At 64.4% G+C, this 21860-nt stretch carries 22 protein-coding genes; 6 read left to right on the top strand and 16 right to left on the bottom strand.

Going from position 1 to position 21860, the window contains the following annotated elements; all coding sequences use genetic code 11:
* Nucleotides 1–5: 5 nt before the first annotated feature.
* Genes AC1Q64_RS20315 through AC1Q64_RS20295 form a run of 5 tightly spaced genes read right to left on the bottom strand, consistent with a single transcriptional unit; the run spans nt 6 to nt 3834 of the window.
* Nucleotides 6–2294 carry a methyl-accepting chemotaxis protein gene (locus AC1Q64_RS20315; protein WP_291438022.1) on the bottom strand — a complete coding sequence of 763 codons (2289 nt, stop codon included), beginning with the start codon at nt 2292–2294 and terminating at the stop codon, nt 6–8.
* A gap of 21 nt (nt 2295–2315) precedes the next feature.
* A complete protein-coding gene (locus tag AC1Q64_RS20310) occupies nt 2316–2843 on the bottom strand; it encodes a chemotaxis protein CheW (RefSeq protein WP_492252579.1) in 528 nt (175 codons plus the stop codon).
* 15 nt (nt 2844–2858) lie between these two features.
* The gene (locus tag AC1Q64_RS20305; RefSeq protein WP_005796104.1) at nt 2859–3224 is read right to left on the bottom strand and encodes a response regulator; all 366 of its coding nucleotides are present in this window, start codon (nt 3222–3224) and stop codon (nt 2859–2861) included.
* On the bottom strand, nt 3224–3622 hold the full coding sequence (locus AC1Q64_RS20300) for a response regulator (RefSeq protein ID WP_005796099.1): 399 nt from the start codon (nt 3620–3622) through the stop codon (nt 3224–3226). The genes AC1Q64_RS20305 and AC1Q64_RS20300 overlap by 1 nt, the downstream gene beginning before the upstream one ends.
* 59 nt (nt 3623–3681) lie before the next feature.
* On the bottom strand, nt 3682–3834 hold the full coding sequence (locus AC1Q64_RS20295) for a rubredoxin (protein ID WP_165836572.1): 153 nt from the start codon (nt 3832–3834) through the stop codon (nt 3682–3684).
* A gap of 115 nt (nt 3835–3949) precedes the next feature.
* Between AC1Q64_RS20295 and thiD the strand changes: the two genes are divergently transcribed.
* On the top strand, nt 3950–4909 hold the full coding sequence (thiD, locus tag AC1Q64_RS20290) for a bifunctional hydroxymethylpyrimidine kinase/phosphomethylpyrimidine kinase (protein ID WP_492252578.1): 960 nt from the start codon (nt 3950–3952) through the stop codon (nt 4907–4909).
* A complete protein-coding gene (gene hemL, locus AC1Q64_RS20285; protein ID WP_492252577.1) occupies nt 4893–6203 on the top strand; it encodes a glutamate-1-semialdehyde 2,1-aminomutase in 1311 nt (436 codons plus the stop codon). The genes thiD and hemL overlap by 17 nt, the downstream gene beginning before the upstream one ends.
* A 100-nt stretch (nt 6204–6303) precedes the next feature.
* Here hemL and AC1Q64_RS20280 read toward each other — a convergent pair whose 3' ends face one another.
* On the bottom strand, nt 6304–7083 hold the full coding sequence (locus tag AC1Q64_RS20280; protein WP_291438018.1) for an IclR family transcriptional regulator domain-containing protein: 780 nt from the start codon (nt 7081–7083) through the stop codon (nt 6304–6306).
* A gap of 260 nt (nt 7084–7343) precedes the next feature.
* On the opposite strand from AC1Q64_RS20280, the gene pobA reads away from it, so the two are divergent.
* Entirely contained in the window at nt 7344–8528 is a 1185-nt protein-coding gene (gene pobA / locus AC1Q64_RS20275) for a 4-hydroxybenzoate 3-monooxygenase (protein ID WP_492252576.1), read from the top strand.
* A gap of 36 nt (nt 8529–8564) precedes the next feature.
* Here the strand turns inward: pobA and AC1Q64_RS20270 are convergent, their stop codons facing one another.
* From AC1Q64_RS20270 to AC1Q64_RS20250, 5 genes are all read right to left on the bottom strand, one after another.
* Nucleotides 8565–9080, bottom strand: coding sequence for a c-type cytochrome (locus AC1Q64_RS20270; RefSeq protein WP_492252575.1), 516 nt, complete (start codon nt 9078–9080; stop codon nt 8565–8567).
* A 41-nt stretch (nt 9081–9121) separates the two neighbouring features.
* Nucleotides 9122–10723 carry a bifunctional phosphoribosylaminoimidazolecarboxamide formyltransferase/IMP cyclohydrolase gene (gene purH, locus AC1Q64_RS20265; protein ID WP_291438015.1) on the bottom strand — a complete coding sequence of 534 codons (1602 nt, stop codon included), beginning with the start codon at nt 10721–10723 and terminating at the stop codon, nt 9122–9124.
* A 95-nt stretch (nt 10724–10818) separates the two neighbouring features.
* Nucleotides 10819–11052: a Fis family transcriptional regulator gene (locus AC1Q64_RS20260; RefSeq protein WP_015015597.1), complete on the bottom strand. Its 234-nt coding sequence runs from the start codon at nt 11050–11052 to the stop codon at nt 10819–10821.
* Nucleotides 11049–12095, bottom strand: a complete 1047-nt coding sequence (dusB, locus tag AC1Q64_RS20255; RefSeq protein WP_492252574.1) for a tRNA dihydrouridine synthase DusB — start codon at nt 12093–12095, stop codon at nt 11049–11051. Before dusB ends, AC1Q64_RS20260 begins: the two co-directional genes overlap by 4 nt.
* A 210-nt stretch (nt 12096–12305) precedes the next feature.
* Entirely contained in the window at nt 12306–12803 is a 498-nt protein-coding gene (locus AC1Q64_RS20250) for a M15 family metallopeptidase (RefSeq protein ID WP_492252573.1), read from the bottom strand.
* A 238-nt stretch (nt 12804–13041) separates the two neighbouring features.
* Here AC1Q64_RS20250 and AC1Q64_RS20245 point away from each other — a divergent pair, with 238 nt between their 5' ends.
* The gene (locus AC1Q64_RS20245; protein WP_492252572.1) at nt 13042–13524 is read left to right on the top strand and encodes a YqaA family protein; all 483 of its coding nucleotides are present in this window, start codon (nt 13042–13044) and stop codon (nt 13522–13524) included.
* A gap of 22 nt (nt 13525–13546) precedes the next feature.
* Here the strand turns inward: AC1Q64_RS20245 and AC1Q64_RS20240 are convergent, their stop codons facing one another.
* The 5 genes from AC1Q64_RS20240 to AC1Q64_RS20220 all read right to left on the bottom strand — a co-directional run bounded on the left by AC1Q64_RS20240 (nt 13547) and on the right by AC1Q64_RS20220 (nt 19850).
* Nucleotides 13547–15187 (bottom strand): bifunctional aminoglycoside phosphotransferase/ATP-binding protein, encoded by a 1641-nt coding sequence (locus AC1Q64_RS20240; RefSeq protein WP_492252571.1) that lies wholly within the window; start codon nt 15185–15187, stop codon nt 13547–13549.
* Between the two features lie 189 nt (nt 15188–15376).
* Entirely contained in the window at nt 15377–16618 is a 1242-nt protein-coding gene (locus tag AC1Q64_RS20235; RefSeq protein ID WP_492252570.1) for a GGDEF domain-containing protein, read from the bottom strand.
* A 153-nt stretch (nt 16619–16771) separates the two neighbouring features.
* On the bottom strand, nt 16772–17650 hold the full coding sequence (rarD, locus tag AC1Q64_RS20230; protein ID WP_291438009.1) for an EamA family transporter RarD: 879 nt from the start codon (nt 17648–17650) through the stop codon (nt 16772–16774).
* A 148-nt stretch (nt 17651–17798) separates the two neighbouring features.
* Nucleotides 17799–18893 carry a redox-regulated ATPase YchF gene (ychF, locus tag AC1Q64_RS20225; RefSeq protein ID WP_056746891.1) on the bottom strand — a complete coding sequence of 365 codons (1095 nt, stop codon included), beginning with the start codon at nt 18891–18893 and terminating at the stop codon, nt 17799–17801.
* 84 nt (nt 18894–18977) lie between these two features.
* Nucleotides 18978–19850 carry an MOSC domain-containing protein gene (locus AC1Q64_RS20220; protein WP_492252569.1) on the bottom strand — a complete coding sequence of 291 codons (873 nt, stop codon included), beginning with the start codon at nt 19848–19850 and terminating at the stop codon, nt 18978–18980.
* Nucleotides 19851–19942: 92 nt separating this feature from the next.
* Here AC1Q64_RS20220 and AC1Q64_RS20215 point away from each other — a divergent pair, with 92 nt between their 5' ends.
* Complete coding sequence (locus tag AC1Q64_RS20215) at nt 19943–21076, top strand: FAD-dependent monooxygenase (RefSeq protein WP_492252568.1); 1134 nt, start codon at nt 19943–19945, stop codon at nt 21074–21076.
* A gap of 29 nt (nt 21077–21105) precedes the next feature.
* Nucleotides 21106–21834: a DsbC family protein gene (locus tag AC1Q64_RS20210; protein WP_291432947.1), complete on the top strand. Its 729-nt coding sequence runs from the start codon at nt 21106–21108 to the stop codon at nt 21832–21834.
* The last annotated feature ends 26 nt before the right edge of the window (nt 21835–21860 follow it).

The raw sequence follows: 21860 nt of genomic DNA, 5'->3' as shown, positions 1-21860 counted from the left end.
CTGCGTCAGGCGATCTTGAACCGTGCCACCGATTGGCGCAGTTCTTCAGCCATGTGCGAGAGCTCGCGCACCTGCTGCGCTGTGGTGCGAGTACCTTCACCCGTCTGCTCGGTCACCGCAAAAATGTGCTGGATGTTGTCGGCCACTTCGTTGGCCAGAACAGCTTCCCGGGAAGTCGAAGACGAAATTTGCTCAATCAGTTCGGCAAGACGGCGCGACACGCGGTCAATCTCGGTCAGCGCGGTACCGGCGCTGTCGGACAGTCGGGCTCCTTCCACCACACCCTGCGTGGAGCGTTCCATAGCGGCTACGGCGTCCTGGGTGTCGGTCTGAATGGCTTTCACCAGGGCGGAAATCTGGCGCGTCGCATCGGCCGAACGTTCAGCCAGACGCTGCACTTCTTCCGCCACCACCGAGAAGCCGCGACCGGCCTCACCGGCGGATGCTGCCTGGATGGCAGCGTTCAGAGCCAGCACGTTCGTCTGCTCGGTAATATCGGAAATCAGCTCGGTGATTTCACCGATCTCCTGAGACGATTCGCCCAGGCGCTTGATCCGCTTGGAGGTGTCCTGGATCTGGTCGCGGATGGAGTTCATACCGCCGATGGCGTTTTGCACGGCCTGCAGACCCGAGTCCGCAGCTTGCAGCGACTGGCGGGCCACCGTGGCGGACTCTTGCGCCTGCGTGGACACCTCGTTAATGCGGGTTGCCATGTCCAGAACGGAGCGGCCGGTTTCGCGAATCTCGCGCAGCTGCTCGGTCGATGCCGCCAGCAGTTCGGTCGAAGTGTTATCCACCTGGGCGGTCGTCTGTGCCACACGGGTCGCTGTGTTCTGCACGCTACCCACGAGCTGGCGCAGCTCTTCCACCGTGTAGTTCACAGAGTCGGCAATGGCGCCGGTGATGTCTTCCGTCACGGTGGCTTCTTGCGTCAGGTCACCTTCAGCGACCGACTGCAGTTCGTTCATCAAACGCAAAATGGCGGCCTGGTTGGCGTCGTTGACGCGCTTGGCTTCCTGCTCTTGGCGCTTGGCGTCGCGTTGCTGGTTTTCAGCAGCTGCCTGGCGACCACGACTGTCCAGCAGCTGGACGCGCGAAATGCCGATACCGCACAGCAGCACGAACAAGCCTGCCAGCGCCAGGGCGGCGAACTGGCCGGCGCCCAGACCGGTCTGTGCAGACAGCTTAGTTTGCAGACCTTCCAGTTGGCGGCGCAGCGGTTCGCTGTCGGCAATGATGGCGGACTGTGCCTCACGGGCAGACACCAGACCTTGCAGGTTGCCCAGAATGGCGCTCGCCTGGGTGCGGGTCTGCTCGTACAGCTTGATCAGGGCTTCCAGTTGCTCGCGGGTCTGCGCATCTTTGGTGGCTGACAGGCGCAACTCAGGGCTGCCTTCCAGCAGGCCTTGTGCAATTTCCTTGAAGGAGTTCAAGTCCTTGCCCAGCAGGAACACGGCCTCGGGGCTCACGCCTTCCATGGTCTGGAATTCGTTGGCGGACTTGCCAATACGCTGCGTCAGCATCACCAGCTGGCCTGCAGCAGAGATTTCGGCCGCAGGGGCGTTCTGTTGCAGCTTGAGCGAGGAGACCGTTTCAGCGATTTCCAGCAGGTCGGACGACTGGCGGTTGATGGTACGCAGAGCGTCACCCACCTGCGTCAGAATCTTTTGCTGGCCCATCACCACGCTGGCGTTGCGCTCGGCGCGCTCCATCAGCGGATTGACGGCATCCAGATCGGGCTTGAAGGGCTCTCCCAACGACTGTACGCCCAGTTCGTTGTCACCGGCATTGAGGGCCCGCACGTTGCGAGCCAGCACGCCAGAGCTTTCCACCACGTCCGGGAAGGCTTGTGGGCTACCCACCAGCGCTTGCGACACCGACTTGGCAAGACGTTGCGACTGCATCAGCGACTGGCCAGTAGCCGCGAGCTGTTGTGCAGAACGGTCGGCCTGCTGCAGCACCCAACCAGCGATCAGAGCCAGCACCACCACACCCACGGCCAGCAGCGCCAGCAGACGGCGCTGATGGCCAGCAGCGGTCGAGCGGCCCAGCAGGGGCAGGCTGATGAGGTCTTCTTCGGCCTCAGGCGCGGTCAGTTCGGGCGTGTAGCCGTCGGGATCGCCCTGGACGCTGTTCATGGCTTCAGCCTGATAGGAGTCGCGCAGTTGCGAACCATCCAGTGCTCCGGTGGCCAGGAGATCCTGCCCATCGTCGGTCGTGCCGGTGGCTGCGCCAGTGTCAGGCGTGGCGGGTTTCCGGTTGAACAGTTTTCCAAATTGATTGACGACGGACATGGTGCAGCCTTACAGAAAAACTCAAGCACTGATGCTCAGGAAAGCGGGATGTTGGGACAGGATCTGCAAGTTCAGCTCCTGCCAGCGTGTGCCACTGGAATCGATATAGGTGGTGCCGAAGAAGCTGGGCGAATCCTCAGCGGGCGGCTCGGACGATACAAACGCATCCGTGCCGCGAAGACCAGCGAGGCGGTCCACCAGCAACGCAGCGTTGACGTCGAGCGCCGCATTGAAAGCCAGCAGACTGGCCTCGGACAGGGCTTGCTCGGTGCGTGGCGCGGTAGAGCCCAGCAAACCAGCCAGATCCACCACACCCACCAGCCCGCCTCGCAGGTTGGCCACGCCCAGAAACCAGCTCTGGGTGTAAGGCACCGCCTGCACCGACGCCCAGGGGAAAATCTCCCCAGACTGCCCCAGGGGCAGCAAATAGAAATTCCCGGCGGACTCTACAGCCAGCCAGGAGGACACAGACGTACCTTCGGACCTTGCAGCCTGCAAACGGCTGGCAAGTCGGGTCTGGAGCTCCCGTAGGGCTTCGCGGTTTGCCATGAGCGCGCCGCTGCCTCAGTTCAGAGCGTCAATTTTGGCCTGCAGCTCTGCGGGGTCCACCGGCTTGGTAATGTAGCCGCGCGCACCCTGGCGCATGCCCCAGACACGGTCGGTTTCCTGGTTCTTGCTGGTGCACATGATGATGGGCACATCAGCGTAAAGGGGATCGCGGGTGATGGCACGCGTGAGCTGAAAACCGTTTTGGCCTGGCATCACCACATCCATCAGGATGAGATCAGGCTTCTCTTCGGCCAGACGGCGAAACGCCTCTTCGGCATTTTCTGCGGTACGGACTTGCATGCCTTTTTTCTGAAGCAGGTCCGTCAAAAACATCAACTCGGTCTTCGAGTCGTCGACGACCAATACTTTCTGAATGGGCATTACATGGCTCCTTGTTGGGAATTGCCAAACTGCTGCACTGCCTGCAACAGCTGGTCTTTGGTAAACGGCTTGGTGAGATATTCCTGGCAGCCGACCATGCGCCCACGCGCTTTATCGAACACGCCGTCCTTGGAGGACAGCATTACCACCGGGGTATCTGCGAAACGGGCGTTGCGCTTGATGATGGCGCAGGTCTGGTACCCGTCGAGCTTGGGCATGAGGATGTCGCAGAAAATCAGCTGAGGCTGGTAATCGTTGACTTTGGCCAAAGCATCAAAGCCGTCGTCGGCCAACAAGACTTCGTGCCCCCCCTGCTTGAGAAAAATCTCGGCGCTTCGACGGATGGTGTTGCTGTCATCCACCACGAGCACTTTGAAAGATGCGCCTGTTGTAGTCAATTGTCACTGCTCCCGATGGAGAAAATAAACAACGCAGCAGCGAATGGTGCTGGAGCGCCTCAGATCTGGACCATCTCGAAATCTTCCTTGCGGGCGCCACATTCTGGGCAGGTCCAGTTCATCGGGACCTGATCCCATGGCGTGTTGGGTGGAATGCCGTGTTCGGGAGAACCCTCAGCTTCGTCATAAATCCAGCCGCAAATCAAACACATCCAAGTTTTAAAGTCGGTCACAGCTTAAAGGGCCTTCACATAGAATGCAACGATTGTATCTAGTGATCTCTGCGGCCTGCAGCTTCCGTGCCACCCCTCCAGCAGGATCTGGTCCATGACCACCAAAGCCTCCCTTCCCCTCTCCGAAATCCCAGATATTGACGACGATGACGCGGAGGAAGCGAGCCCGGCCTGTGTGCTGGTGTTCAATGCCAGCGACCCCAGCGGAGCCGGCGGACTGACCGCCGACATCACCACCATCGCCTCGGTTGGAGGGCACCCGATTGCCGTGGTGACCGGGGCCTATGCCCGCGACACCGCTCAGATTTTTGACCACTTCAGCTTCGACGACGAGGCCGTCTCCGAGCAGGCGCGTGCCGTGCTGGAAGACCTGCCAGTACAGGCCATCAAGGTCGGCTTTGTCGGCAGTCCCGAGAACATCAGCACCATTGCCGAGATCACGACCGACTATGACGAAGTCCCCGTGATCGCCTACATGCCCAACCTGTCCTGGTGGCGTGACGAGCTGATCGACGAGTACCTCGACGCCTTCCGCGAGCTGCTGCTGCCCCAGACCTCGGTGTTGGTTGGAAACCACAGCACCCTGTGGCGCTGGCTGCTGCCGGACTGGACGGGCGAGCGCAGCCCCACCGCCCGGGACATTGCCCGCGCAGCGTCCGAGATGGGCGTGCCCTACACATTGGTCACTGGCATCCCCTTGCCCGAGCAGTTCGTCGAGAACGTACTGGCCTCGCCGCAGACCGTGCTGGGCAGTGGCAAGTTTGAGCTGTTTGACGCCACCTTCTCGGGCGCGGGCGATACGCTCTCGGCCGCACTCACTGCCCTGGTGGCCAGCGGCAACGACTTGGGAGAAGCCACCAGCGAAGCGCTGGGTTACCTCGACCGCTGCCTGGACGCGGGCTTTCGCCCCGGCATGGGGCACATCGTGCCCGACCGCATGTTCTGGGCACAGCCTGAGGACGACGAGACCGACCCCGACGAAGAAGAAACCACGATTGATGAAACACAGGCCCTGGAGGGTTTTGTGATGCCACCCCATGACACCAAGCACTGATCTCAATATTCCCCTGTTCGAACGCGCCAAGGCGCTGATCCCCGGAGGCGTGAATTCGCCCGTGCGGGCCTTCAAGGCGGTCGGAGGCACACCCCGCTTCGTCAAGCGCGCGCAAGGCGCCTACTTCTGGGATGCGAACGACCAGCGCTTCATTGATTACATCGGCTCCTGGGGCCCGATGATCCTTGGCCACGGCCACCCCGCCGTGCTCGACGCGGTGCAGAAGGCTGCGCTCGAAGGCTTCAGCTTTGGCGCCCCCACCGAGCGCGAAGTCGAGCTGGCCGAGGAGATCCTGAGCCTGGTGCCGTCCATGGAGATGATTCGTCTGGTCAGCTCGGGCACCGAAGCGGGCATGAGCGCCATCCGCCTGGCCCGTGGCGCCACGGGCCGCAGCAAGTTCATCAAGTTCGAAGGCTGCTACCACGGCCATGCCGACTCGCTGCTGGTCAAGGCCGGCTCGGGCCTGGCCACGTTTGGCAACGCCACCAGCGCGGGCGTGCCGCCCGAAGTGGTGCAGCACACCCTGGTGCTTGAATACAACAACGTCGCCCAGCTGGAAGAAGCCTTTGCCCTGCACGGCAAGGAGCTGGCCTGCGTGATGATCGAGCCTATCGCGGGCAACATGAACCTGGTGCGCGCGAGCGTGCCGTTCATGCAGCGCTGCCGCGAGCTGTGCACCGAATACGGTGCGCTGCTGGTGCTGGACGAAGTGATGACCGGTTTCCGCGTGGCCCTGGGCAGCGCGCAAAGCGTGTACGCCAAGAGCATCCCCGGCTTCCAACCCGACATCACCGTGCTGGGCAAGGTGATCGGTGGAGGCATGCCGCTGGCGGCCTTTGGCGGCCCGCGCGCCATCATGGAACACCTCGCGCCGCTGGGCGGCGTGTACCAGGCGGGCACGCTGTCGGGCAACCCGGTGGCCACGGCCTGTGGCCTGGCCACGCTGCGCGAGATCCAAAAGCCCGGCTTCTTCGATGCGCTGTCGGCCCGCACCCGCTCGCTGGTCGATGGCCTGCAAGCCGCTGCCACGGCGGAAGGCGTGCCGTTCTGCGGTGACTGCGAGGGTGGCATGTTTGGCTTCTTCCTGCTGCCCGAACTGCCGCAGAACTATGCCCAGGTGCTGAAAACCGACAGCGCGCGCTTCAACCAGCTGTTCCACGGTCTGCTGGATCGGGGCATCTACATTGCACCGGCCTTGTATGAAGCGGGCTTTGTGAGCGCCGCCCACACCGCCGACGACGTGGCAGCCACCGTGGCTGCTGCGCGCGAAGTGTTCAAGACGCTCTCAAAATAATAGCTGACATCGCAAATTGCACTAGCGCTTCCTGCCAATTTGGCACTGAATGGCCCTCACGAGGGCCATTTTTCATGGCGACGAGGCTTGCGGCAGACAGTCACAGCAGTCCGCGCAGCTCACGGGCTGCATCCTGCAGCAGCGGCAGCATGTCGCGCTGCAGGCTGCCCTCGTCCATCTGCTTGGGCGATGCCACCACGTTGAGCGCAGCCACCGTGTGGCCCTGCAGGTTGCGCAGCGGCACGGCCAGCGCGTGCACGCCCAACTCATGCTCCTCCACGGCCAGGCAATAGTCGTCGCGCCGCACCTTGGTGATCACCTGCCGCAGCGGGCCTACCTGCGTAATGGTTTGGGGCGTGAGGCGGTGCAAGGGCCGGTTCTTGAGCCAGGCGGTCAACTCCGCCGGGGGCAGCGCCGCCAGCAACACGCGGCCGGTGGACGTAGGGTGGGCCGGCAGCCGCGCGCCCAGGTGCAAGCCATAGGCCAGCACCCGCGATGGCGCGCCATACACGCCACTGCGTGCCACGATCACCACCTCGTCCCCGTCCAACACCACCGCCGAGAACGACTGCTGGGTCTGCGCCGCCAGCCGGTTCAGCGTGGGCTGCAGTACACGGGGCAAACGCGCTGAAGCGAGATAGCTGCCCGAAAACCGCAGCACTTTGGGCGCCAGCCAGAAGTAGCTGCCATCCGTCTCCAGATACCCCAGGTGCGCCAGCGTCAACAGGTGCCGCCGCGCTGCCGCGCGCGTGAGGCCGGTGCGCTGCGCCGCCAGCGTGGCATTCAGGCGCTGGCGCTCGGTGTCAAAACTCTCCAGCACGGCCATGCCTTTGGCCATGCCTTCGATGAAGTCTGCCTTGGCGATGGGGGTGGAGGTCATGGGCTGAGGTATGAAGTGCTGGTTGATTGGACTGGCTGAGACAACGGGGCTGACGGGACCCCGCAGCAGCCCAGCGCACTGGCGGCCAGGGGTTGCAGACGCCAACCACCCCGGAGACTGCGCGATCATCGCACAAAGCATCGATTGATCGCACGCAATCGGCATCACCGGATATCGCTTTGATCTGGATCAACCTACGCTCAAGGCCACTGGTTTTCGGTATCCCCCCACCCCCCACTTCCCATTCCCAGAGGTTTTCCATGCGCACCCAGGTTGCCATCATTGGTGCCGGCCCCGCCGGCCTGCTGCTCGGTCAGTTGCTCTACAAGTCCGGCGTTGACGCCGTCGTCATCGAACAGCGCAGCCCCGACTACGTGCTCGGCCGCATTCGCGCCGGGGTGCTGGAGAAGGTCTGCATGGACCTGCTGGACCAGGCGGGCGTGAGTGCCCGGGCCCATGCCGAGGGCCTGCCCCACGACGGTATCGAGCTGCTGTTCAAGGGCCAGCGCCACCGCATCGACCTGCACGAGTTGACCGGCGGCAGCCGCGTGACGGTGTACGGACAGACTGAAGTCACCCGCGACCTGATGGACGCGCGCGCGGCGGCAGGCCTGACCACCGTGTACGACGCACAGAACGTGCAAGTGCACGACTTTGACGGACAGCACCCGCGCGTGACGTACGAGAAGGATGGTCAGACCCACGAGCTGGCCTGCGACTTCATCGCGGGCTGCGACGGCTACCACGGCGTGTGCCGCGCCAGCGCGCCGGCCGATCTGCTCAAGACTTACGAGCGCGTGTACCCCTTTGGCTGGCTGGGCGTGCTGGCCGACGTGCCACCGGTGTCGCACGAACTCATCTACGCCAACACCGAGCGCGGCTTTGCGCTGTGCAGCATGCGCAGCGCCACCCGCAGCCGCTATTACGTACAGGTGCCCACCACCGACAAGGTCGAGAACTGGACCATCGACCAGTTCTGGACCGAACTGGGCAACCGCCTGGACCCCGAGGCCCGCGCCAACCTGGTGACCGGCCCGGCGCTGGAGATGAGCATTGCCCCGCTGCGCAGCTTTGTGGCCGAGCCCATGCGGTTTGGTCGCATGTTCCTGGCAGGCGATGCGGCCCATATCGTGCCGCCCACCGGCGCCAAGGGCCTCAACCTGGCTGCCAGCGACGTGGGCTATCTGTGGACCGCGCTGTCCGAGTTCTACAACGAGAAATCGTCCGTAGGCATCGACACCTACTCTGACCGCTGCCTGCGCCGCGTGTGGCGTGCAGAGCGATTCTCGTGGTGGTTCACCTCGCTGATGCACCGCTTTCCAGAGACGGGCGAGTTCGGTCAGAAGATCCAGGAGGCCGAGCTGGACTACCTGGTGCACTCACGTGCGGCCTCGGTGTCGCTGGCGGAAAATTACGTGGGCCTGCCGATGAGCTTTGGGTCCTGAGCCCCAGCGGACATCCAGCCCCGGCGGCTGCCGCCATCAGCGGGGGGTTGAGGCGGCCTCTGCCGCCCGCGCGCTCTGTGCAGCGGCTGGAGGCACCGGCAGCGACACCAGCCACTGCGCCATCTCGCGCGTCTGGGCCTCGGTCACCTGCGGGTGGCGCGGCATCACGGTGCGCCCCCACTCGCCCACACTGCCGTTGCGGATCTTGCGGGCCAGATAGTCCACCGCGTCGGCACGGTCGCGATAACGCACCGCAATCTCCTGGAACGACGGGCCTACGTAGTAGCGTTCCATGCCGTGGCAGCGCAGGCAATCCGATGCTTCCACCAGGCGAAGCCCAGCTGATGCAGAAGGCTGTGTGGCAGAGCTGCCGCCCCCGGATGCGCTCTGGGCTGCACTCGCAGCACTTGCTGCACTCGCTGCACTCGGGCCAGGCTGCAGCATGCGCCAGCCGAGGTTGAGCATGCCCAACACCACCAGCGCCATGAACACCACCAGTGCCCACTTGAGCCAGCGGGGCCGGGGTGGCGGGCTCTCATCGTCGCGGTGCATGCTAATGCTCGAGAACAAGACCGGAGCGAATCAGCGGCACTTCAGTGGCGGAAATGGCGCACACCACTGAACACCATGGCCACGCCACGTTCGTTGGCGGCATCGATCACTTCGTTGTCGCGCATGGAACCACCGGGCTGGATCACGCAGGTCGCGCCCGCATCCACCACCACATCCAGGCCATCGCGGAAGGGGAAGAACGCGTCGCTGGCCACCACGGTACCCTGCAGCGTGAGGCCAGCATGGCCCGCCTTGATGCTGGCGATGCGGGCCGAGTCCAGGCGGCTCATCTGGCCTGCGCCCACGCCCATGGTCATGCCGCCCTTGCAGAAGACGATGGCATTGCTCTTGACGTACTTGGCCACCTTCCAGGCAAACAGCAGGTCTTCCATTTCTTCCAGCGTGGGCTGCTTCTTGGTCACGACCTTGAGGTCGATGAGCGACAGCTCGTGGTTGTCCGCCGTCTGCAGCAGCAGGCCCGAGCCGATGCGCTTGGCGTCCATGGCGTTGCGGCCGCGTTCCCAGTCGGTCTTGCCACCGTGGGCGGGCAGCGCGATCTTGAGCAGGCGCACATTGGCCTTGGCCTTGAAGATCTCCAGCGCCTCGGCGGTGAAATCTGGCGCCATCAGCACTTCGACAAACTGCTTGCTCACCTGGGCAGCCGCCGCGCCATCAACCACGCGGTTGAAGGCGATGATGCCGCCGAAGGCGCTGGTGGGGTCGGTCTGGAAGGCCTTGCTGTAGGCGCTCAATGCATCCAGGCCCACGGCCACGCCGCAGGGGTTGGCGTGCTTGACGATCACGCAAGCGGCGGCTTCAAAGCTCTTCACACATTCCCAGGCAGCATCAGCGTCAGCGATGTTGTTGTAGCTCAGCTCCTTGCCCTGCAGCTGCACACCGGTGACCAGCGAGCCAGGCGCGGGGTACAGGTCGCGGTACAACGCGGCCTGCTGGTGGCTGTTTTCGCCGTAGCGCAGGTCCTGCACCTTAGTGAAGATGCCGTTGCTCTGGCCGGGGAACTGGGTGCGCGCAGGCACATAGGTTTCCGACAGCTTTTCTTCTTCGAACGTGACGGACGACAGGTAGTCACTGATGGCGCCGTCGTACTGCGCGATGCGGTTGAACGCTGCTACCGACAGCGCAAAGCGCAGCTTGTCACTCAACTTGCCGCCGGCCTTCAGCTCGGCCAGCACGGCCTCGTACTGATCGGCCGAGGTGATCACGCCCACGTCCTTCCAGTTCTTGGCGGCGCTGCGCACCATGGCGGGGCCGCCGATGTCGATGTTTTCGATGGCGTCGGCCAGCGTGCAACCGGCCTTGGCCACGGTGGCTTCAAAGGGGTAGAGATTGACCACCAGCAGGTCGATGGTGTCGATGCCGTGTTCCTTCAATGCCGCCATGTGTTCAGGCAGCTCACGGCGGGCCAGCAGGCCACCGTGCACCTTGGGGTGCAGCGTCTTCACGCGGCCGTCGAGCATCTCGGGGAACTGGGTGACCTCGGCCACTTCGGTCACGGGCAGGCCCTTGTCGGCCAGCAGCTTGGCTGTGCCGCCGGTGGACAAGAGCTTGATGCCCAGCGCGTGCAGCGCTTGCGCGAATTCGACGATGCCGGTCTTGTCAGAGACGGAGAGGAGTGCGTTCATGGTGGTAGTGCGGAGGTTTTGAATAAAAACAGGCTGTAGCGCTGGTGAATCATGCGCTGGTAGCTACAGAATAAATAGCAATCAGAGGCAATCCGTCAGAGCAGCTTGTGCTCGACCAGCTTCTTGCGCAGGGTGTTGCGGTTCAGGCCTAACCATTCGGCGGCGCGCGACTGGTTGTTGTCGGCCTGCTGCATCACGACTTCCAGCAGCGGCCTTTCGACCACACGCACCAGCATGTCGTACATGCCATCGGGCGTCTCGCCGCCCAGGTCGCGAAAGTAGCCCTGCAGGCTTTCGCGCACGCATTCTTCTATGTGTTTCTTGCTCATGCAACCAATCCCTCTTGTTCTTCTGTGTCGGCATCCACGTCGGTGGCAGCAGGCAGCCGGTCCATCTGCTGGCCCAGGGCGTCCAGATAGTCGGCCACGGCCTGCCACTGCGTGGTGCAGTCTTCGATCGTATTGATATGTGCCCGCAAGGCCTCGCCGCCCGGCAGCGCGCGCAGGTACCACGCAATGTGCTTGCGCGCACTGCGCACGCCGGTCAGCTCGCCATACAGGCTGTAGTGGTCGTGCAGGTGGTCCAGCAGCAGGCGCCTCACCTCGGCCACCAGCGGTGGCGCCAGGTGTTCGCCCGTGGCCAGAAAGTAGCCGATCTCGCGGAAGATCCACGGTCGGCCCTGGGCGGCGCGGCCGATCATGATCGCGTCGGCACATGTGGCAGCCAGCACATCGCGCGCCTTCTCGGGCGAGGTGATGTCGCCGTTGGCGACCACGGGCACCTTCACAGCAGCCTTCACCGCCGCGATGGTGTCGTACTCCGCATGGCCTTTGTAGCCTTGCTCACGCGTGCGGCCGTGCACCGTGAGCATCTGGATGCCCACGCTTTCAAACTGCCGCGCCAATGCCACGGCGTTCTTGTGCTCCTGGCACCAGCCGGTGCGCATCTTCAGCGTGACGGGCACGTTGAAGGGCGCGCAAGCCTCGACCACGGCAGCGGCAATTTCCACCGCCAGGGCCTCGTTTTGCATCAGGGCGGAACCCGCCCATTTGTTGCACACCTTCTTGGCCGGGCAGCCCATGTTGATGTCGATGATCTGCGCGCCGCGTTCCACGTTGTAGACCGCAGCCTCGGCCATCATCGGCGCATCGGTGCCGGCGATTTGCACGGCAATGGGCCCCGGCTCCCCTTCATGGTTGGCACGGCGCGAGGTCTTGAGGCTGTTCCACAAGTCCTTGCGCGAAGTCACCATCTCGCTCACCGCATAGCCCGCCCCCAGCGCCTTGCACAGCTGGCGGAACGGCCGGTCAGTGACGCCCGCCATTGGGGCGACGAACAACCGGTTCGCCAAAGGAATGTGGCCGATTTGCATGGGCGGGGATAGGAAGGGGGAGGCAGCAAAAGATGCTGAAAAAGGAGGCAGGATTGTACCTGCTCAAAATTTCAGCAACTGAAATGGAGCACACACCGTATCTATCTGCCGACCGGGCCCCATTGAGTCAGCCCACGGGACGCTTCCCTTGCCCCCCACTCTGGCCCTGTGGAGCAGACACCGCAGCGTCTCAACGCGCTGGTTGCAGTCTCACCGGGCGGCGAGATCGGTGTCTGCAGCCTGGGCTGGCGGCACACCCCGCTGCGCGAAATGCCACCACGCATCCGGCAGGTTGTCGAACTGGTGGCGCGCCATGAGCGCCCGCAGCCACTGGCGATTGTGCAGCACGTCCGGGGAGAAACCGCTGGCGCCCGCCGCCGCCTCCGACCGCGCGGCGCCCACCGGGGTGCCCATGTCCACGGCCTGCCCGTCAGCCAGCGGCCCGCGCACCACCTTGTGGGCCTTGCTTCCGTCCACCACCTGCACCTGCACCACCCAGCCACCGCTGGTGGTGTTGCATGTGGCCTGCAACGCCATACCCTGGGACTGCAGCTCGCGGCCAATGCGCTCCAGCGCGGGACGTGCGGCGGGCTCCCTATCGCAAGGCGCTGTCGCAGCGGGCTCCCACAGCGTTGGCCCTCCTTGCAAGCCAGGAGTGGGCACGGCCGCCTGGGGGCTGTGCACGCAGGCCGCCAACAACAGGGCCATGGCGACTGATGACCAGCGGGTCGCGGGCGGCAAGGAAACAGAGGGGTTCAAGCGGCGTGGATGGGACGTTGTGGGCAATACCAGCATGAGCGACCTCCTGGGTTTGTCATTCAGGGCCAATGTGTTTTCACGATACAAAAGCCCCTACAACCCAGCCATGCGCCGATGGCGCGCGCCGCTGTAGGACAGAGCCCCCAGGGGCGGATAGCCCCCCCACCGGCCCCTACACTCGAAGGCTATGGAAATCTGGATGCACCAGCTGCTCGAATGGCTGGCCCTGCCGCAGTTCGGCCTGAGCACAGTCTTTGTGGTGTCTTTCGTATCGGCCACGCTGCTGCCACTGGGCTCCGAGCCTGCAGTGTTCGGTCTCATCAAGCTCAACCCCGACCTGTTCTGGCCCGCCATCGTCGTGGCTACGGTGGGCAACACCCTGGGCGGCGGCCTGAGCTGGTGGATGGGCCTGGGTGCCCACAAGGCAGTGGACACGGCGCGCGGCAATGCCACCGAGGTACGGGCGCTGAACTGGCTCAAGCGCTTTGGCGCGCGTGCCTGCCTGCTGAGCTGGCTGCCCATGGTGGGCGACCCGCTGTGCGCTGTGGCCGGCTGGCTCAAGCTGCCGTTCTGGCCGTGTCTGGCCTACATGGCTGTGGGCAAGTTTCTGCGCTACCTGGTGATGACCAGCGTGCTGCTGTACTTCATGCCCGGGCATCTGGCCATGTAGCGGCCCACCAGGGTCATCGAGGTCAGGACGGCAGCAGACGGCCCCAGTCCACGGGCGCCGTGGTGTCCACGTGCAGCGTGATGGCCTCCTCGTGGGGCTGCAGGGGGTGGGCGCGGGCCCACTGGGCGTCCAGCACCGCGACATCCGCCTCTGACGCACCACCTCCGGCCAGCGCCCGCTGGCGTACACGCTCGCGCAGCACCCGCAGCGGGGCCTCGAACGACAGGATGTGGCAGGGCACTTGCGCAGAATCGGCCAGGGCCAGAAAAAGCGCGCGGGCATCGCGGTCCAGCAAAGTGGTATCCACAATCACGGAATAGCCTGCCGTCAGCACCTCGCGCGCCACTTGCGCCAGCCGCTGGTGCGTGCGCTGTGTGGCCTCGGCGCTGTAGATGCCGCCAGGGATGCCGTCGCTGGCAGCATCGGGCGCCAGGCCAAACAGGCGCTTGCGCTCCACGTCGGCCCGCACACGCACCAGTCCACGCTGGCACGCCAGGGCCAGCGCATGGGTGCTCTTGCCAGCGCCCGAAAAGCCATGGGCCAGCCACAGCGCGGCAGGGCGCGCCACGGGCCAGCGCGCGGGCCGTTGCCCTGCAAACCCCGCCGCCAGCTCCAGATACCCTTCCACGCCCTGCACAGCCTGCACGCCGGCGCCACCGCCACCGGTGGGGTCCAGCCGCAGAGCGGCCACCCGCGCCCGTACCAGGGCACGGTAACAACCGTAGTAACGCAACACCAGCAGACCCACGTAGTCCCCGGTGTGTTCCAGCCACCGGTTCAAAAACCGCCAAGCCAGATCCGCCCGACCATGGGCCGCGAGGTCCATCACCACGAAAGCGATGTCCGCAACGCAGTCGATCCAGCGCAAGGCGGGGCTGAACTCCAGGGCGTCGAACAGCTGGGCCTCGCCATCGATGAGCGCAATGTTGGCCAGGTGCAAATCGCCATGGCATTCGCGCACCCGACCGGCTGCCCGGCGCGCCTCGAACGTGGGGGCCAGGGCTTGCCCCTCATGCTGACACCAGCTGGTCACCTGCGCCAGCAATGGCCCCTGACCAGGCAGTGCGCCTGCCACGGAGGGGAGCAGAGCCGCCAGGCAGTCACCCACCGGCGCTTGCACCGCCGCTGCTGTGCCCCAGATGGTGGCGCCTGCGGCGACGGCGGCCGTGGCATGAAACTGCGCCACATGGCGCGCCAGCTGGTCGATCTGCGCAGGCGACACGCGCTGCTCATCCAGTGCGGTGGCGAGCAGTGCCGCCTGGGCAAAACGCCGCATCCACAAGGCGGGCTCGGCGCCTGGCGGAGCGTCTTGCCATTGCACCAGCCGAAGGGTGGCAGGAGCATCTTCTGCAGCACCGGCCACCAAGCCGACAAGGCCCAGGTAAAGGCCCGGCGCCGTGCGGCGGTTGATGCGCAGCTCTTCCTCGCAGGCCGCATGCCGCAGCGCCTGGGTGCTGAAGTCCAGAAAGTCCAGCTGCAATGGCTTTTTGAACTTGTAGGCAAAGTCACCGGCCAGCAGCACCCAGGAGATGTGGGTCTCGATGCATTCCACCGGCCCCATCAGGTCTGCAGGATAGGGAAAAGCCTGCGGTTGCTGCAGCAGCATGCGCACGCGCTGCTCGGCGGTGGCAAATTGTGCCGACAGATCGGTGGATGGAGGCATGGAACGGATGAGAGGCTGGTGCATCGGCACCCAAGCGCAGGTGCAAAAAGGTGCGATGCCACCCAGCGGGTGGCGGGGAACTGGCCCTCAGTGTGGGCGCTGCTGGCCGCTTGTCAACCCGGCCAGCGCAAACGATAGCCAGCAAACCGCCAGCACCCCGCAAGCGGATGGCCAGCAGATGGCGGGCAACTATAGAAAAGCGTGACTGCTGGGGACTGACAGGTCCGACAGCTGCGAATCGCCTTTGGCAATGGGCTCCTCAACCACCACCTGGTTGCGCCCGCCCTCCTTGGCCATGTACATGGCGGTGTCTGCCCTCGAGAAGAACTCCAGCACCGACTCGCCCAGCACATACTGGGTCACACCAATGGACACCGTCACGCGGCCTTTGAGCAGGCCCGTCCAGGCGTGCGACTCGACCTGGGCCCGTATGCGTTCGCAGGTATTGAGCGAGGGCAGCAGCGAAGTGGCAGGGAAGATCAGCAAAAACTCCTCGCCACCGTACCGCCCAAACACGTCGCCGCCGCGCACGCCCTGCTGCGCAATGCGTGCAAAGGTGCGCAACACCTCGTCGCCACCCAGGTGGCCCAGTTCGTCGTTGATGCGCTTGAAATGGTCGATGTCCAGCACGGCCAGGCACAGCGGAATCCCGCTTTCGTCGGCGAGCTGTTTTTGTTCTTCGAGCGCCGCCAGGATGTAGCGGCGGTTAAAACAGCCCAGCAAGGTGTCGCGCTGCGCGTCTTCCTGGATGTTCTTGATCTTGCGGCTGGCCTGGTAGAGGCTGCGGTACAACCGCTGCACGCGGCCCATGAGCACGATGAACGCGGGCACGGAGACCGCCAGCGCCAGCAGGTGCATCAGCTCCAGCCGCAGCAGGGCATCGTTGCCCTGCTCTGCGTAGTGCGCGGCTGCCACTGCCGCATAAGCGCACAACACCCCGGCCGTCAGCACCAGCAACGTGCGCCGGGGCACGGTAAAAATGCCATAAGCCACTGCCACAAACATGAAGGGGGCCAACAGAATCTGCGTGACAGGCTCCAGGTAGAACAACCCCAGCATGCCACTGATGGAAGCCACCACGATGCCCAGCTTGAGATGGCGCAGCCGCAGTTTGTGGTGCAGGCCCAAACGAAACAAGGCACCAAACACCGCGAAGCCCGCCGCCGTCAGACCGGCCAGCACCCACAGCACCTGGACTCCCACCACGCCCAAACCATAAAACCCCAGCAGGGCCAAGGCGTACAGGCCAATGAGCCCCGCCACAGCCCACCACTTGGACTGCGCACTGCGTTCTCCCCGGGGGCCAAAGCCATCCAGCGCGCGCCGTCCAGGTCGCACGGCGACAGACGACGAGTCGTCGAACTCCAGCACGGCATCGGTCAACGGGAAGGCATCCGTCGCCGAAAACAGGTTTTTGCGTCCAAAAAGCATGTGGTGGCGGGCTCTGGCCTGGATATGTGGGTGGGCGGTGCAGCAACACACGCGCAGCACCCGTCAGACAAATCGCAGGATCTTACGCGTGGCTGACAGAATCGAACTGCGCGTTTTCCAGTAGCCCAGGCGACAGGGACCGCCCCCGGCGATTCAGGCCACCACCACCCGCTGACGCGTCCACCACCCCTCCACGCTGTACACCAGCAGCGCGGCCCAGATCAAAACAAAACCTACCAGGCGCGCGGGCTGAAAGGCCTCGTGGTACACCCACACCCCCAGCGCAAACTGAAGGCTGGGCGAGATGTATTGCAGGATACCCAGCGTGGACATGGGGATGCGCCGCGCGCCCGCAGCAAACAGCAGCAAAGGTATGGCCGTCATGGGCCCGGCCAACAACAACCAGCCCACGGTGGACATGTCGCCCTGCACCAGAGCGCCCTGTCCTTGCCAGCTCCACCAGGCCAGAATCACTGCAGCTACCGGCGCCAGCATCAGGGTCTCCAGGGTGAGCCCCTCCAGCGCACCCAGCACCGCCACCTTGCGCAGCAGGCCATAGAAGCCAAAGGTCAGGGCCAGCACCAGCGCGATCCAGGGCAGGCGCCCTGCCTGCACCGCCAGCCACAGCACGCCGGCCGCAGCCACCGCCACGGCCAGCCACTGCCCCGGCCGGGGGCGCTCGCGCAGGAACACGAAGCCCAGCGCCACATTGACCAGCGGCAGGATGAAATACCCCAGACTGGCATCGACCACGTGGTGGTTCTGCACCGCCCATACATAGGTCAGCCAGTTGCCCGACAACAGCACCGCCGACAACGCAAACGCCCCAAGCACCCGCGGCTGGCGCACCACAGACGCCATCCATGCCCATTGCCTGCGCACGGCCAGCAGCGCCAACACCACCACCAGCGACCACAGTGTGCGGTGCATCACGACCTCCAGAGAGGGCACGTCGGCCACTTGCTTGAAGTACAGGGGAAACAAGCCCCATGCAACATAAGCCAGCGCGGCGTAGAGGATTCCGGTATTCATGCGCGAAAAGCCCGACAAGGGGTGAATGGAGAAAAGCCGACGACGCAGGACCCGACAGCGCCAGAAAAAATCCCTGTCAGCCCAAGGGCAAACAGGGATAGCGGACATGTCCACCGCACCAGCAGACCCGTACGGGCCTGCCGGAAGGTCAGACGTTGAAGAGGAAGTTCAGAACGTCGCCATCCTTGACCACGTATTCCTTGCCTTCGGCGCGCATCTTGCCAGCGTCCTTGGCACCCTGCTCGCCCTTGTAGGCAATGAAGTCCTCGAAGGCAATGGTCTGCGCCCGGATGAAGCCGCGCTCGAAATCGCCGTGGATCACGCCGGCTGCTTGGGGTGCGGTGTCGCCGATGTGGATCGTCCAGGCGCGCACCTCCTTTACGCCTGCGGTGAAATAGGTCTGCAGGCCCAGCAGCTTGAAGGCGCCGCGGATCAAGCGCGCCAGGCCGGGCTCCGTCTGCCCCATCTCGGCCAGAAACATGTCGCGGTCTTCGTCGCTCATCTCGGCCATCTCGGCTTCCATCTTGGCGCAGATGGCCACCACGGGCGCGTTCTGGCTGGCGGCGTAGTCCTTGAGACGATCCAGGAAGGGGTTGTTCTCGAAGCCGTCTTCACTCACGTTGCCCACAAACATGGCGGGCTTGGCCGTGATGAGGCACAGGGACTTGAGCAGGGGCTGCTCTTCCTTGGTGATCTCCACGGAGCGGGCCGGCTTGCCCTCGTTGAGTGCGGCCTGGATGCGGGTGAGCAGCGCCACCAGTTTGGCGGCATCCTTGTCGTTGCCCGACTTGGCAGCCTTGGTGTAGCGGTTGAGCGCCTTCTCGACAGTACCCAGGTCGGCCAGGCACAGCTCGGTCTGGATGACTTCGATGTCGGAGATCGGGTCCACGCGGCCAGCCACGTGGATCACGTTGTCGTCTTCAAAACAGCGCACCACATTCACAATGGCGTCGGTTTCACGGATGTGGGCCAGGAACTGGTTGCCCAGGCCTTCACCCTGGCTCGCGCCGGCCACCAGGCCGGCAATGTCCACAAACTCGACGATGGCGGGAACGATGCGCTCGGGCGAGATGATCTCGGCCAGCTGCTGAAGGCGGGGGTCCGGCACTTCCACCACGCCCACGTTGGGCTCGATGGTGCAGAAGGGATAGTTCTCGGCGGCAATACCAGCCTTGGTCAGCGCGTTGAAAAGGGTGGACTTGCCGACATTGGGCAGGCCCACGATGCCGCATTGGAGGCTCATGGCAGGGCTTTCTGGTGTTCTGGAGACAAACCCCGATTTTACGGGCCCGCCCAGCGCCCACTGCAGATAGCCCGAATCAGGCCGTCATTCAAACCGCAAATCGGCAGCAATGCGTTGCCCCACACGCAGCCACTGTCCTGCGCCGCTGCGCACAATGGCGTTCATGCCGAACGTGATGGCGCCTTCCAGCCGCTTGTCCTGGCGGTAGGTGCGCAGGGTGTCGCCCACCGACGGGTTGCTCTCGGCCGTGGCCGGGTCAATGTCGGGGATGGGGCATCGCGCGCAGGGCTTCACGGGTTGCAGGTGGATGTCGGTAGTGTCATCGCCCTGCACATGGAGCAGGTCCACACGGTCCTCGTCGTGGGCATCCACCCCTGCCAGCACCACGTTGGGCCGGAACCGCTCGATGCCCACCGCCGCGTGACCACCCGCCGTGAGCCGCGCATTGAGCTCCTGCAGGGATGCCTCGCTGGCCACCAGCAGTGGAAACCCGTCGGCAAACTGGTTGGGGGCCTCCACCCCATTTGTCCATTCCAGGCTGGACAGGCGCTGGTGTTCCGGGTCAAACCGCACCAGGCGGCAGGGTTGACCGAGAAAATCAGTGAACCATTGGGCCGCCACGGCCCCCATGTCCCACGCGGGTACGGTGTCGCGCCAGACGGTCACCGTGGCCGGAGCCTCCACCGCGTCGATCGCCACATGCAGGGCCAGCATGCCGGGGGCACGGAGCACCATTTCATCGCTCTTGAGTTGAGGCCGAATCAGCGCCATGCGTGGCAGGCTGCGCTGGGTAATGAACATGCCCTGCGCATCGACCACCATCCAGGCACGGTCCAGGTCCAGACCCGTCTCTGTCAGCAATGCCTGCTGCACCTCAATGCCCGCACAGGATTTGACGGGGTACACAAACAGCCGCGCAATGGTGCCGGACAGATCGGACTCGGAAGGGAAACTCACGCCAGGTGCTCCTGAAGAAGGGTGCCAGAAAGGCCAGACCGCAATTCTGCCCTCTCCTTGCAGGGGGTAAGACCCCTCCTACAATGCCTCTCATGGCCCCAACCTTTGATATCTGTATTCGTGGCACCGGCATCGTGGGCCGAACCTTGGCGTTGTTGCTGGCGCGGGAACGACTGAAGGTGGCACTGGTCCCAGCCCCTGCCCCACACAGCGCGGCAGCCACGGACGTCAGGGCCTACGCCCTGAATGCCGCGTCGCGCAGCTTGCTCGAATCGCTGCGCAGCTGGCCCGACGCCGAGCACGCCACCGCCGTCAAGCACATGCAGGTGCGGGGCGACCAGGATGGCTGCGTGCATTTTGATGCCACGCCCCAAGGGCTGGAGGCGCTGGCGTGGATCGTGGATGTCCCGGCCCTGGAAGAACGACTGACACAGGCCGTGCGGTTTCAACCGCTGGTGGAGGTGGTGGATACCCCGGTGGCCGCGCCACTGACAGTCGTGTGCGAAGGCCGCGCCAGCGCCACCCGGGCCGAGTTTGGCGTGCACTTTGACGTGATGCCCTACGCCCAGCACGCCATTGCCACGCGGGTGCGCTGCGAACATCCGCATGGACAGGTGGCACGCCAGTGGTTTTTGCCACAAGGCATCCTGGCTTTTTTGCCGCTGGAGGGAGCCCAGGGGAACTCTGTGGCCGTGGTGTGGTCCGTCCCTGAGGATCGGGTTTCCGCACTGATGGCATTGCCTGCCGACGTTTTTGCCCAGGAACTGCAGACTGCCAGCCAACAGACACTCGGCGAGGTCCACCTTATGGCGGAGCGCGCTACGTGGCCGCTGCAGCTGGCCAAGGCAGACCGATGGTGCGGCGTTGTCTCAACCAGTGGCACTGCTGCACGCAGCTGGGTGCTCGCGGGCGACGCAGCCCACAACGTGCATCCGCTGGCAGGGCAAGGGCTTAACCTGGGCCTGGCCGATGTGGCGGCCTTGGCCGAGGTGCTGCGCACGCGCGACTACTGGCGCAGCGTCGCCGACCTGCGGCTGCTGCGGCGCTACGAACGCCAGCAAAAAGCGGCTCTGGTTGCGATGGGCCTGGCCACCGATGGATTGCAGCAACTGTTTGCGCGCCCGGGGGCGCCCTGGCAAGCGCTGCGCAACTGGGGCATGAAGGGCTTTGAACGCAGCGCCCTGCTGAAGGATTTTGTGGCCCGCCAGGCCATGGGGATGCGCTGAACGCGCAAGTTTGATTGAACGGGAACATGATGAAATTGACCACTGCTTTGCTGACCGTCGTGGCAGCCACCCTGAGCCTGAGCGCCACGGCGCAAGAGGCTGCCATCCGCAAGGCATTGGCCGAGCGCATTCCTCAAATGGACAAGATTGATGAGGTGCGCGCCACGCCCATGAAGGGGCTGTACGAAGTGCGCATCGGTACCGACCTGTTCTACACAGACGCCAAGGGCGACTATGTGATCCAGGGTGAGCTCATCGACTCCAAGGCGCGCCGCAACCTCACCGAAGACCGCATTAGCAAGCTGACCGCCGTCAGCTTTTCGGCCCTCCCCTTGAAAGACGCCGTGACCATCGTGCGGGGGGATGGCAAGCGCAAGGTAGCCGTGTTTGAGGACCCCAACTGCGGCTACTGCAAGCGCTTTGAGCGCGACCTGCAGCAGATCAACAACGTGACGGTGTACCTGTTCCTGTACCCCATCCTGAGCCCGGATTCGGCCGAGAAGTCGCGCAACATATGGTGCGCCAAGGACCAGGCCACCGCATGGCAAGACCAGATGGTGCGTGACAAGCCAGCAGCTGCCGCCAGCTGCGACACCAGCGCGCTGCAGCGCAACCTGGCCTTTGGAAAGAAGCACAAGATCACCGGCACACCCACCTTGATTTTTGCCAATGGCACGCGCGTGCCAGGCGCGATCGGAGCCCAGGAGGTGGAAAAGCGCCTGGCAGAAGCCTCCAGCGACGCCCCAGCCGCCAACTGACCCCCCGCTGACCGACCCACCGACGA

The organism is Acidovorax sp. GW835-FHT14G06 (genome assembly GCF_058793595.1).
This window is presented reverse-complemented; position numbering and strand designations above follow the sequence as displayed.